This window comes from Exiguobacterium sp. SH3S3, assembly GCF_004337115.1.
Lineage (GTDB): Bacteria > Bacillota > Bacilli > Exiguobacteriales > Exiguobacteriaceae > Exiguobacterium > Exiguobacterium aurantiacum_A.
On sequence record NZ_SJUU01000018.1, the window covers coordinates 1 to 11,948 of the forward strand.

Annotated in this window: 15 protein-coding genes; 6 read left to right on the forward strand and 9 right to left on the reverse strand. The window is 53.9% G+C overall.

Features of this window, described 5'->3' with window-relative positions:
• Window positions 1-346 precede the first annotated feature (346 nt).
• Window positions 347-601: a hypothetical protein gene (locus EVJ28_RS13130; RefSeq protein ID WP_131489219.1), complete on the reverse strand. Its 255-nt coding sequence runs from the start codon at window positions 599-601 to the stop codon at window positions 347-349.
• A gap of 40 nt (window positions 602-641) precedes the next feature.
• Between EVJ28_RS13130 and tnpB the strand changes: the two genes are divergently transcribed.
• From tnpB to EVJ28_RS13145, 3 genes are all read left to right on the forward strand, one after another.
• Entirely contained in the window at window positions 642-1,814 is a 1,173-nt protein-coding gene (gene tnpB, locus EVJ28_RS13135; RefSeq protein ID WP_131489221.1) for an IS200/IS605 family element RNA-guided endonuclease TnpB, read from the forward strand.
• 322 nt (window positions 1,815-2,136) lie between these two features.
• Window positions 2,137-2,997 carry an SDR family oxidoreductase gene (locus EVJ28_RS13140; protein WP_131489223.1) on the forward strand — a complete coding sequence of 287 codons (861 nt, stop codon included), beginning with the start codon at window positions 2,137-2,139 and terminating at the stop codon, window positions 2,995-2,997.
• A gap of 199 nt (window positions 2,998-3,196) precedes the next feature.
• On the forward strand, window positions 3,197-4,906 hold the full coding sequence (locus EVJ28_RS13145) for a methyl-accepting chemotaxis protein (protein ID WP_131489225.1): 1,710 nt from the start codon (window positions 3,197-3,199) through the stop codon (window positions 4,904-4,906).
• 39 nt (window positions 4,907-4,945) lie between these two features.
• Here EVJ28_RS13145 and EVJ28_RS13150 read toward each other — a convergent pair whose 3' ends face one another.
• From EVJ28_RS13150 to EVJ28_RS13175, 6 genes are all read right to left on the reverse strand, one after another.
• Window positions 4,946-5,593, reverse strand: a complete 648-nt coding sequence (locus EVJ28_RS13150; protein WP_016507788.1) for a TVP38/TMEM64 family protein — start codon at window positions 5,591-5,593, stop codon at window positions 4,946-4,948.
• A gap of 112 nt (window positions 5,594-5,705) precedes the next feature.
• Window positions 5,706-6,134 carry a DUF1801 domain-containing protein gene (locus EVJ28_RS13155; RefSeq protein ID WP_131489227.1) on the reverse strand — a complete coding sequence of 143 codons (429 nt, stop codon included), beginning with the start codon at window positions 6,132-6,134 and terminating at the stop codon, window positions 5,706-5,708.
• Window positions 6,134-6,490, reverse strand: a complete 357-nt coding sequence (locus EVJ28_RS13160) for a DUF2200 domain-containing protein (RefSeq protein ID WP_370253845.1) — start codon at window positions 6,488-6,490, stop codon at window positions 6,134-6,136. The genes EVJ28_RS13155 and EVJ28_RS13160 overlap by 1 nt, the downstream gene beginning before the upstream one ends.
• A gap of 91 nt (window positions 6,491-6,581) precedes the next feature.
• Complete coding sequence (locus tag EVJ28_RS13165) at window positions 6,582-7,196, reverse strand: flavodoxin family protein (protein WP_131489231.1); 615 nt, start codon at window positions 7,194-7,196, stop codon at window positions 6,582-6,584.
• A gap of 29 nt (window positions 7,197-7,225) precedes the next feature.
• Window positions 7,226-7,888 (reverse strand): haloacid dehalogenase type II, encoded by a 663-nt coding sequence (locus tag EVJ28_RS13170; RefSeq protein ID WP_131489233.1) that lies wholly within the window; start codon window positions 7,886-7,888, stop codon window positions 7,226-7,228.
• Between the two features lie 11 nt (window positions 7,889-7,899).
• Complete coding sequence (locus EVJ28_RS13175) at window positions 7,900-8,580, reverse strand: Crp/Fnr family transcriptional regulator (RefSeq protein WP_131489235.1); 681 nt, start codon at window positions 8,578-8,580, stop codon at window positions 7,900-7,902.
• A gap of 83 nt (window positions 8,581-8,663) precedes the next feature.
• Here EVJ28_RS13175 and EVJ28_RS13180 point away from each other — a divergent pair, with 83 nt between their 5' ends.
• A complete protein-coding gene (locus EVJ28_RS13180) occupies window positions 8,664-8,891 on the forward strand; it encodes a glutaredoxin domain-containing protein (protein ID WP_070328128.1) in 228 nt (75 codons plus the stop codon).
• Between the two features lie 155 nt (window positions 8,892-9,046).
• Here the strand turns inward: EVJ28_RS13180 and EVJ28_RS13185 are convergent, their stop codons facing one another.
• Both EVJ28_RS13185 and EVJ28_RS13190 read right to left on the reverse strand, forming a co-directional pair.
• Complete coding sequence (locus tag EVJ28_RS13185; protein WP_131459043.1) at window positions 9,047-9,469, reverse strand: hypothetical protein; 423 nt, start codon at window positions 9,467-9,469, stop codon at window positions 9,047-9,049.
• Window positions 9,470-9,580: 111 nt separating this feature from the next.
• Window positions 9,581-10,087, reverse strand: a complete 507-nt coding sequence (locus tag EVJ28_RS13190; protein ID WP_131489237.1) for a peroxiredoxin family protein — start codon at window positions 10,085-10,087, stop codon at window positions 9,581-9,583.
• 94 nt (window positions 10,088-10,181) lie between these two features.
• Between EVJ28_RS13190 and EVJ28_RS13195 the strand changes: the two genes are divergently transcribed.
• Both EVJ28_RS13195 and EVJ28_RS13200 read left to right on the forward strand, forming a co-directional pair.
• Window positions 10,182-10,787 carry an FMN-binding negative transcriptional regulator gene (locus EVJ28_RS13195; RefSeq protein ID WP_131470413.1) on the forward strand — a complete coding sequence of 202 codons (606 nt, stop codon included), beginning with the start codon at window positions 10,182-10,184 and terminating at the stop codon, window positions 10,785-10,787.
• Window positions 10,788-10,927: 140 nt separating this feature from the next.
• Window positions 10,928-11,947, forward strand: a complete 1,020-nt coding sequence (locus EVJ28_RS13200) for an iron-siderophore ABC transporter substrate-binding protein (protein WP_201738423.1) — start codon at window positions 10,928-10,930, stop codon at window positions 11,945-11,947.
• Window position 11,948: the final 1 nt, after the last annotated feature.

Below are 11,948 nucleotides of genomic sequence, written 5' to 3' on the forward strand. Positions count from 1 at the left end.
AGATGATTTTACTCATGGATGCGTTCCCCCGTCTGAATGAATAGGTTCATTATATCGATTCGACCGCACACAAAAAACCCTGAATGAGCACTTTTTATCAAGTGTCTATCATTCAGGGTTCAGTTCAGCGCATCGGATTGGCATCTTTGTGATATATCGTTAGCACGGTGTTTTATTAAGTACGGAGCGATGAGGCAAGAGTTGACATGACAGTTTTTTAGAAATTGAGCTGGAATTATCGAGTAAATCGAATAGAAAGAGGCCACCATGAGCGAACAAGTCGCTTACGGTGGCCGCTTCATATTAAATTCTTTGAAATCGGTTGGGTATATCCCAATCTCTTCGCTTATTTTTTAGGATTTTGGAATTGATTAAGGACGCCTTTCAGTTTGTCCGTCAAAGAGTTAGAGTGTCCATCGCCGCTTCGTTGACCGGTAGTTTTATTATCATTCATTTTCCCGGTGAATTCTTTCGCCTTGGCCGCAACTTGATCGATGATGCGGTCATACTTACCGTTTTGTTTATCAAAAATAGGCGAGAATACGCCCGCTTCTAAGCGACCAGGGCGAAGCCCCAGCGAAAGTGGGCGATGAATCGCCACGAACTTTTCTGGGTATAAATACCTAGAGGAGGTGAACGGCGTGTCGACACACAAAGGGTACAGATTTCGGATCTATCCGACCGAGGAACAGGAGGTCCTGATCGCCAAGACGCTCGGCTGCGCCCGCTTCGTCTTCAACCATTTCCTGGCGAAGTGGGACGAGACGTACCAGGCGAGCGGGGCAGGACTGTCCTACGGCGCGTGTTCCGACGCGCTCCCATCCATGAAAGAGGAGCTCGCGTGGCTGAAAGAAGTGGACAGCACGGCCCTGCAGTGGTCGTTGAAGCACCTGGCCGACGGTTATGACCGCTTCTTCACGAAGCAGAACGGGCACCCGCGCTTCAAGTCGAAGCGCAACCCGGTCCAGTCGTACACGACGAACATCCAGGGCAAGTCGCAGCAGCCCGAGGTGTCGATCGCCGGGAACCGGCTCAAACTGCCGAAGCTGAAGTGGGTCCGGTTCGCCAACTCGAGACGGGTCGAGGGTCGGATCCTCAGCGCCACGATCCGCCGGAATGCGACGGGCAAGTACTTCGTCTCCCTGAAGGTCGAGCAGGACATCGAGCCGCTTCCTCAAACCGGCTCCTCGGTCGGCGTCGACGTCGGTCTGAAGCACTTCGCAATCTTGTCGGACGGGACGGTGTACCCGAACGACCGCCATTTCCGCACGCTCGAGAAAAAATTGGCACGTGAGCAGCGCAAGCTGTCCCGCCGTCAGCTCATCGCCCTGAACAAGAACGTAAAATTGTCCGAGGCGAAGAACTATCAGAAGCAGAAGCGCAAGGTCGCGCGCATCCACGAGAGAATCGCGAACAAGCGCAACAACTTCCTGCAGAAGGTGTCGACCGAGATCGTCAAAAACCACGACGTCATCGGGATCGAGACGCTGCAGGTGAAGGACATGCAGCAAAACCGCCAATTGAGCAAGGCCATCTCCGACGTCGGTTGGTCGGAGTTTTTCCGCATGCTCGCATACAAGGCCGACTGGTACGGGAAGACCGTCGTCAAGGTCGGGAAGACGTTCGCCTCGAGCCAGCTCTGCTCAGGTTGCGGCCATCAACACAAAGACGTGAAACATCTCGGCTTGCGTGAATGGACGTGCCCGAACTGCGGCGTCCACCACGACCGCGATGTCAACGCAGGACTCAATCTCAAACGAGAAGCCGAACGCATCCTGGCCTCTTCAACCGTCGGGACGACGGGGTTAGCCTGATCAGGTTTCGGTCGTTAGACCGGATAACTCAGGAATCCCTCACCTCCAAGCGCAGCGTAGGTGGGGGTAGTTCAAGTTCAGACATGTGTCTAATTCCTCCTCGTTTGAAATCTATATAGATAATATAACCGAATTTGCACGAATTTAAAATTTTGAGGTCATTAGAACTTGTTTTTACGGCTTCTAATCGTCATTGGCGACCACCTCCGGAACAATCATATAAGCAGACTGGTTACACTCTCAGCTTAACAGGGAACAACCAAGTGACAAATACAGCAGGTGTAACTGACTCGACCACAAATTGAGAAGGAGGAAATGAATCATGAAATACTTAGTCACAGGTGCGACCGGAAAACTCGGATCAAAAATCGTCGATGTATTACTCGAGTCCATTCCGGCGAGCGAACTTGCGGTCAGTGTCCGCAACCCGGAGAAAGCGGAAGCGTTGAAAGCGAAAGGCGTCGATGTGCGTCACGGGGACTTTGACAAACGAGAGACGCTCGATACGGCGTTCCGCGGCGTCGAAAGACTGCTGATCATCTCGACGGACGGGGACAACGACACACGGATTCGTCAACACGGAAACGCAGTCGAGGCAGCGAAACAGGCCGGCGTCGGTTTTATCGTCTATACGAGCCTCGCGAACGCGACCGACAGCCAAAACTTGATGGCACCGCCGCACGTCGCGACCGAGGCGGCAATCGAAGCGACGGGCATCCCCCACGCTTTCCTGCGCAACAACTGGTATTTAGAGAACGAACTCGGCAACATCCAAGGGGCGCTTGCCGGTGCACCGTGGGTCAGCGCGTCACGTGACGGCAAAGTCGGTTGGGCGCCACAACAAGATTACGCCGAAGCCGCAGCGAACGTCCTTCTCGCTGACGACTTCGAAGCAGAGATTTATGAGCTGTCTGGTCCGCTCCATACCCAAGCAGAACTCGTCAAGGCGCTCAGCGATGTCATCGGGCGGGACGTTCCGCTCCAAGAAGTGACGGCCGATGCTTACGCCGACGTCATGCGTGGTGCCGGTGTACCGGATTTCGCCATCCCGATCGTCGTCGGCATCCAAGAAAGCATTCAAAACGGGTCACTCGAGGTCGAATCGACCGATTTCGAACGTGTACTCGGTCGTCCGGTCACGCCGATCCGTGAGGCACTCAAACAACTTATCGCAACGCTATAAAAACAGACCGCGAATTCGAATTCGTGGTCTGTTTTTTAGTTGGCCCGTGCTTCGAGCTGACACTAAAATTGCGGACTCAGGCAGAAAAGACAGAGAATGCAGATTTATCGCTTTAAAAATGATAAAAAAGGTCAACACTTTAAGGAACAACTTCACACTCTACCCCTCACCTACGATAAAACAGATAGGAGGTATGACCATGAAGAATTTGAACATGTCCAAAAAACTTGCGGTATTGATTACCGTGTTTATCGCGACGCTCGTCGTTGTGGCGGCGCTCAGTCACGTCCTGATGGGGCGGATGGCCGACGCGGGAGAAGAAATCTATGAAGAACGGCTATTGCCGATTCGCTATTTGGGTCAGATTCGGACCGACAACCGTGCGCTTGACGGTTATTTGCTCGAATTGATACTTGCGACCGACTCAGTACGGAATGAAGAACTGCAAGCGAGCATCGCGGAACGACGCACCAGCATCGGCACGAACCTCGAGCTATTCAACGAGACGTTCACAACGAAGGACGAGGAGATAAAGCGACAGGTCGAAAACTTGAACGCCGAGATCGTGTCCTACCTTGAGGGTTCTGAATTAGTGCTCCAGCCGTCACTCCGCAATGAGGACGCGGCGGCCTATCGCGTCTACATGAACGACTTGAGACCGGTCCGGCAAAACCTAGTCGAGACGGCCACTTTCATCATGGACGAAATCAATCAAGAAGCCGAGACGGCGAGTGCGGCGATGCAAACGGACCGCGAACGGTCCGTCCTCACCTTTTGGGCACTCGTCGCGATTGGCGGAGCGTTATCGATTGCGCTCGGCATCTACATCACGCGTCTCATCGTCCGTCCGATTCGTGAGTTGAACAGACTGATGAGCCAGGCCGGTGCCGGTGATTTGACGGTTGAGAGCACATACGTGTCACGGGATGAGTTGGGTTCCCTCTCGACTTCGTTCAATGAGATGAAAGATAGTCTCCGGGAGTTGATCGGGAATGTCACCTCGACCGCCGGACGTGTCGCGACGTCGTCCGATGATTTGAAATCGAACGTCGAAGAGACGACGAAAGCGACTGAGATGGTCGCCGTCACGATGGAAGAGATCGCGTCAGGGTCGCTCCGTCAATTGACGCGGGTGAAAGAATCGAACGGCACACTGACGGAACTGACGAACGGGATCCATCATGTCTCGGGCAGCGCCCAACAGATGACAGAGCTCTCGGAAGGGGCGCTCCGGAAAGTCGGTACCGGGAATGACTTGATCGAGACGCTCGAGACACAGCTCGAGGAGATGAGTGGGAAAGTCAAAACACTCCAACACGTCATCGGCCAACTCGACGTCCGTTCCCAAGAGATTGGGACGATCACCGGAACGATTTCAGGCATCGCCGAGCAGACGAACTTGCTGGCGTTGAATGCGGCCATCGAAGCGGCTCGGGCCGGCGATCATGGACGCGGGTTCGCCGTCGTCGCCTCTGAAGTGAAAAAGCTCGCCGAAGAATCGGCCGTCGCGACGAAGTTGATTGCGTCGCTGATCACGGACACGCAGACGGAGACGAAACAAGCCGTCAAGACGATGCACGTCGTCGAAGACGATATGGCGCATAGCGTGACGAACGTCCAACAAGCAGGGACGGCGTTCGATGAGATTAAGCTCGCGATTGAAGAAGTGAGTCAGAAAGTCGAGGAAGTGTCTGGTGCTGTCGAAGAGATGGCGGCAGGTGCGACCGAGGTGTTGACGTCGGTGCATGAGATTCAAGGCATCACCGAGACGACGGCGACCGAGACCGAGAACTCATCGGCGGCGACGGAAGAACAGATGGCGTCAATGGAAGAAATCACGGCGTCGGCGCAAGAGCTGTCGAATATGGCAGACGAGATGCGTGAGATGACGAGACGATTCAACGTCTAAAGCAAACGGATGAGGCAGCCGCCTCATCCGTTTTTTTGTTTATTCAGACGTTAAGCCGAGCCACTTTTTGACCGGATTCCGGAAATAGTAGGTGACGCCTAGCAGACTGATGAAGACGAGGGCAGCGATGAAAATCGTCGTCACGCTCCCTGAAGCGAGGCTAGCCCCTAAAAAACTGTAGGCGAGTGTCCCGGGGATCATCCCGAGCACGGTCGCGAGCAGAAACGACTTGAACCGCACTTTCGCGATGCCGCCGGCGTAACTGAGTAGATCGAAACTGACGAGCGGGATCAGGCGCAGCACGAACACGTATAAAAAGCCGCGCGCCTCCATCTGGGCGAACAGTTTCTCCGACCACGGATACTTCTCGACTTTGAGCACCGAACGTCCGAACAGCCTAGCCATGACGTAGCCGGTCACCGCCGCCGCGGTCGCACCGAACAGGATATAGAGGACACCGGGCCAGACACCGAATGCGAGACCGGCGCCGAGCGATAAGACGGACGTCGGCAAGAACACGAGCGGGCCGATCGCATAGATCAAGAAGAAGACGAGCGGTCCCCACCAGCCGAACGACAAGACGATGTCCCGGACGTCGGACGGGCGAAGCTCGTAATGGAAATGGGTGATGTAAAAGATTGTCCCGAACAGGACGAGCATCAAACTGATTTTGAGCGGGCGTGGCATAACGGGTCCTCCTTTCGACGAGTATGTCTCTTCTCAGCATACAATAGCGGACGATTCAGAGGCGGTAACCAAGCTTACAAAATGTGCCGAAAAAAAGAGACGACCAACACGGTCATCTCCGATTTCCTCCATATAGTTTGATCCATCGCTCCGGCGTCATCTTCGCGGCTAGCTCGCCGATCAAGTCGTACGGGATATGCAATACGTTCTTGAAGCGGATACAGCTCTTGCCCATATCGAGTTTCGTCGACACTCGTTCGGCGTACGCCTGCTCGAACCAACGCAACACGTCTTCGTCGGCGTAGACGCCCATGTGATACAAGGCGACGTGATTCTTCTGGGCGATGACGCTTATAAACGGCAACGGGGTGCCCGGCGTCACGTGATAACCAGGCGGGTACATCGACAACGGCACGACGTAATGGACACCTTTCCCGTCGGTCGTCTTCTCAAAGCCGTCCGGCAAGTTCGCATCGATCACGTCGATCAAGCGGATGAAGCTGTCGAGCCGTTTGTCATCGACGAGTGTCGTATAGTCCATCACTGTTCACCTCCTCGTAAAATCTTCGCCATCGCCTTGCCTTTCGCCAGCTCGTCGACGAGTTTGTCCAAATAGCGGATCTCGCGCATGAGCGGCTCCTCGACGTTCTCGACGCGGATGCCGCAGACGACGCCTTTGATGAGGGCGCGATCCTCGTTCATGTCAGGGGCCGATGTGAAGAACGTATCGAAGTCGACCTCGGCCTCGAGTTGCCGTTCGAGACCGGCCTCGTCATAGCCGGTCAGCCAGCGAATGATCGTATCGACTTCGTCTTTCGTCCGGCCTTTTCGTTCGGCTTTCGCGACGTAGTGCGGATAAACGCTCGCGAAGCTCGTCGTGTAGATGCGGTGTGCCATAATATCTCCTCATTTCGTGGATGGTACCTTCATTTTCGCACACGACGGCAAAAGACGATCAATCCGTTTGTGGATTCATCGCCTTGGTCGGTCACGGCATGATGTTGCCTTCAGCCGGGATTGGATGTTGTTTCAACATGTTCGCGAAATGATAGAGGTTATAAGCCAAAACCCGTCCATTCTTTTTCGTGAAGGCGTTGTCGCGGCCGGCGTCAAGATACGAGTCGCCTGGACCGGCTTCGCCGACCCAGTACGCGTCGACGTTCGGCGGGATGGTGAAGCCGATATGGGACAGACCGTACAGGATTGAGGCACAGGCGTGTTTCGCCCCGTCCTCGTTACCCGTCACGACGACACCGCCGACTTTGTTGTAGTAGATGGCTTGACCGTGTTCGTTTTTCAGCCCGCTCCCGCCGTATAGCCGTTCGATCACTTGGGTGGCAACGCTGCTCTTCTCCCCGAGCCAAAGCGGCGTGCCGATGATGAGGATGTCGGCAGCTTTCACCTTGGCGAAGAGTTGCGGCCACTCGTCGCCAGCCCCTTCGTCCTCGGTCACCCCGAACGCGACGTCGTAGTCGATGACGCGGACGATCTCTGACTCGACGCCGAGTTTGTCAAAGTGGGGAATGATGTCTTTCATCAGACCTTCCGTATGCGATACCGTGTCCCCGCTTTTCAACGAACAGTTCAAAAATAATGCCTTCATCACAATTCCTCCTTCTCAAATGCAAGACGTTACGAAGTCACCCATTCCAAAATTCCGGTCAAGTCGTCGTAGACCGCGTCTGGACGCACATCCATCGTTTCGAAGGGCTTGCCGTCACGATTGATCCACGCCGTCCGGAAGCCGAAGTTCTTGGCGCCGATGATGTCCCAGCCGTTCGAAGACATGAACAGCACCTCGTCCCGCTTCAAGTCGGTCGTCTTGAACCAGCTCATATAGGCGGCAGGTGACGGCTTGAACTGTTTGACACCGTCGATGCTGACGAGTTCGTCGAACAGTTCGGTGAACGACGCGTTCGCGATCAATTGTTCAAGCATGTCAGCGGTCCCGTTCGACAAGACGACGGTCTGATTGTCCTGTAGCTGCTTCAACACGTCCTCGACTTCCTCATATGGTGAGAGTTCCGCATACGTGGCGATGAGCGTGTCCTCGACGTCGCTAGATGCGGTCACGTCGGCCGCCGCTAAGGCGTAACGCAAGGCGTCACGCGTGACGACCGAGAAGTCTTCGTAGCGGCCCGAAATCTGACGGATGAAGAAATATTCGAGTTGTTTCGTGCGCCACGTCTGACTGATCGGGTCACCTTTCCCGGGGAACTGTTCGTCACACGCCGCCTTGACGGAATGGACATCGAACAGCGTCCCGTACACATCGAATACGAATGCTTTTATCAAATAATCCCCTCCTAAAGTTCGTCTAGCGCCTGGTGGACCTTGTCCGCGTGGATTGAGAGACGCAGTCCCTTTTTGATATACCCGTCTTTCTTCAAGTTAGACATGATGACGCTCGTCGTCTCCCGTGTCGTCCCGACCATGGCGGCGATATCGGCGTGAGTCAGCTTCATGTTGATCGTCTGCCAGTCTTTTTTGCGTTCACCGCTCTTCTCGCTCAACTTGAGGAGCAGGAACAAGATGCGGTACTTCACGTCGGTCAAAGCAATCTTTTCACTGAGCGCGTACACTTCCTTGAGTCGCACGGACAGGATGTTGATCAGCTTCAAGGCGATCTTCGGATTCTTTTCGATAAATTGCTCGAACTCATCGACCCCGATCGTACAAAGATATGTGTCCGTCATCGCCTCGGCGTACAAGTCATCGTCGGTCAACGAGAGCGTCGCCGTCTCACCGAAGATATTGCCGCTCGTCAAAATGTCGACGGTGAACTGTTTGCCGTGCTGATTCATCCGATACAGCCGGACTTGTCCTTCTTTCAACAGGAACAACGCCGGGATCGGGGCGTCCGGGGAGACGATGACTTTCCCTTTTTTGACAGGACGCATCTTACTCATCTCATCGATCACTTTCAACTCTTGCATCGGTAGCTCGTCGAACAGGCTGATATGTGAGAGTAACGTCAATTTGTCCATCGTTCACACCTCGCTTTCGTGTAATCTGTCTTACTGTCTCTCTTGATTATAAACGATAGAATGAGGAAAAAGGGGGGAGTCTCGTGCTCGAACTTTATACGATCGACGGCTGTTCACGGTGTCACCGTGTCAAATTGCGCTTAGACGAATTAGCAATCCCGTTCGTCGAAAAAAATCTATTCGAAGAACAGCGCTTTGCCGAAGAATTGATCAACTTGAACCGCGAACTTGTCACCCCGGCACTCGTGAACGAGACCAGGGTCTTCACGGGAGACGAGTTATGGGACGAACTCGAGCTACTGACAAAGTGAACAGGCGAAAAAAGGGAGTAGGGTGACTCCCTTTTGTCATATTGTGACGTGTTCGGTTAGGAAACGGGTGACTTCATCTGGCGTCTTCGCGTTCGCGCTATGGAGATGCTTGCGCAAATTGCTGTTCCGTCGTGCTGTTCATACGCTGCCCTTTATTAACGAGTTGCCGCTTTCGGCACGACTTGTTTTTCGGTGCGTAGTTTGAAGACGATGGCCAAGATGAACGAGAAGAACAGATGCGTGACGAGACTCATCAGCTGATCCGGTGCGAACGCGTTCGCGAGGTTCGTCCCCATGCCCATCATGAGCGGCATGATGACGAGCGGACCGACGATCCAAATGCCGATGCCGAACAAGACGGCGAGCGCCCAAACGTTTGAGATGACCAAATGACCTAATCCGTACGTGACGCCGAAGATGATGCTGATGATCATATGGACGATCCAACCGACGACGAGACTTTCGCTCCCGACCATGCTGGCGATCATTCCAATCATGCCCATCATCTGCATCAGTAGACCAAATAAGATCCCGCCGATGACCCCGCCAATCACACCGTTGACCACATACCGTTTCATCTTCCTCACTCCTTTTAATTTGATACAATAAGTGTATAGCGAATAGATTTTGATTTCTGTAACCGGCCTTACAATTTAGAAAAAAAGACGTCGTAATGGACGTCTTTTTTGTCATTTCAGATTCTTTTTAATGTACTGGACGATTTTCCGGAGCTCGGTCGCGGTCGGTCGGCCGAACGGGCTCGTCTGAATCTGTTGATACAACAGACGCCCAGTCTCGTCGATGAGGAAGTAAGCCGGTTCCCCGTGCTCGCCGTGGTCGGCGTACGGGGCGTCGGCGCCATGGTACTGAACGCCGTAATCGAGCAGCGTCTCGAGCGACTCGTCTCGGAGGACAGGGAAGCTGAGCGTATTGTCGTCGGCCATTTGCTTCAAGTCCTCGGCGCGGTCGGTCGAGATCGTCACGAGCCGAATGCCTTTATCGCGGAAGTAGCCTTGTTGGCTCTCGAGTTCTTTCAAATCTTGGACACAGACCGGACACCAGGCACCACGGAAGAAGATGATGAGATGCCAACCATCGTGCCGTTCAATCGAGTCTGTGAGTGAGAACGTGTCACCGGATACGTCCGGTAAGTTGAAGTTTGGGGCTTGGTCGCGTAAGTTGAAAAGTGTAGCCACTGGGGTTCCTCCTCTATGTTGTTTCGAGGAGGCAATCCTACCATGTCATCGGTCGCTTTGTTTGTAAGCTAGCTAACAATGGAGGAGGAATTCGATGTACGTTCCAAAACTATATGCCGTCAACGACGCTGAAGAAGTCCACGCTTTTTTGAAAGCCCATCCGTTCGGCACCGTCGTCACACATGATGGGCAGAAGCCGCACGCGACACACGTGCCGCTCCGAATTCACCATGAAGGTGATCACATCTGGTTCACGACGCATATTGCCAAAAACAACCCGCAATGGCAGTCAATCGAAGACCAGACCGTGCTCATTATCGTCCAAGGAGCGAACGCCTATATCTCGGCGTCCTTGTATGGCCACGAGGACGTGTCGACGTGGAACTATCAGGCCGTCCATCTGTATGGGAAGGCGACTCTCTTAAACGCGGAACAACTCGAGGAAGACCTGGTCGGACTGCTCCGTGACCATGAAGGGGAGAGAGAGAACGCCGTCGTCTGGGAGGAGTTATCTGAGCCGGTGCAACGGCAAAAACATGGCGTCGTCGGTTTCCGTATCGATATCGATGAAATGCAGGCGGCGTTCAAGCTGAGCCAGAACCGGAACGATGAGGATTATACGCGCATCGTCTCGGAGTTAGAGCAGGCAGGATGTCCGGTGGCGGATGTGATGCGAGATAACCGAGACCCGTCGACGTGAAGGCGATGGGTTTTTTGCGTATTTCACGTTGACAACGTCAAGCCGTTCAGCCTATACTCATGAATGATAATGATTATCAATGTCGATTAAACGGCATTGTCATACGAAAAGGGGATCAGAACGTGAAAAACTACAAAAAGATGCTACATATGTTCATCGTCATGTCTGCCTTCGTGCTCGTGCTCGCCGGATGCGGCTCGAACAATGAAGACGCGGCCACGACGGATGAGTCGACAGACACAGCGGAAGGCTATCCGATCACAATCAAACACGCGTTAGGCGAGACGGTCATCGACAAGAAGCCGGAACGTGTCGCCACAATTGCTTGGTCGAACCAAGACGTCGCGCTCGCGCTTGACGTCGTCCCAGTCGGTTTCTCGGCTGCGAATTACGGTGTCCAGGACGGCAGCGGCATGTTGCCATGGACGGCTGAGAAGTTAAAAGACCTCGGGGAAGACAACCCGAACATTTACCAAGACACAGATGGTCTCGACTTCGAAGCGATCGCTGACTCACAACCGGACGTCATCTTGGCTGCCTACTCAGGCATCACGCAAGAAGACTACGACACGTTGAGCGAGATCGCACCGGTCGTCGCTTACCAAAAAACGCCTTGGGTGTCATCATGGCAGGACACGGTCCTCTACGACTCGATCGCCATGGGCATGGAAGCAGAAGGCAAGCAGTTGATCGCAGACACAGAAAAACTCATCGCTGATAAAGCGGCTGAAGTACCGGACATGGCTGGCAAGAAAGCGGCCTTCATCGCGCTCAGCCCGGACGACCTTTCGAAGTTCTACATCTACACGACAGGTGACCCGCGTGGCGCCTTCATCGAAGAACTCGGTATGGAGTACCCAGAAAACATCACGGACCAAATTAAAGACGAGAACAGCTTCTACCTCGAGCTCAGCTCGGAGAACGCTGACATCTTGAACGACGTCGACATCTTCGTCACTTATGGTAACGAAGAGACGTTGAAAGCACTTCAAGCGGACCCGCTCTACAGCAAAGTACCGGCCATCGAGCGCGGTTCGGTCGTCATGATCGAAGACAACACGCCGCTCGCGGCTGCCGGGACACCGTCACCGCTCTCGATCGAATACACGATCGACGACTACCTGAAGCTCGTGTCAGAAGCAATCGGGAAAGTCGAGTAAT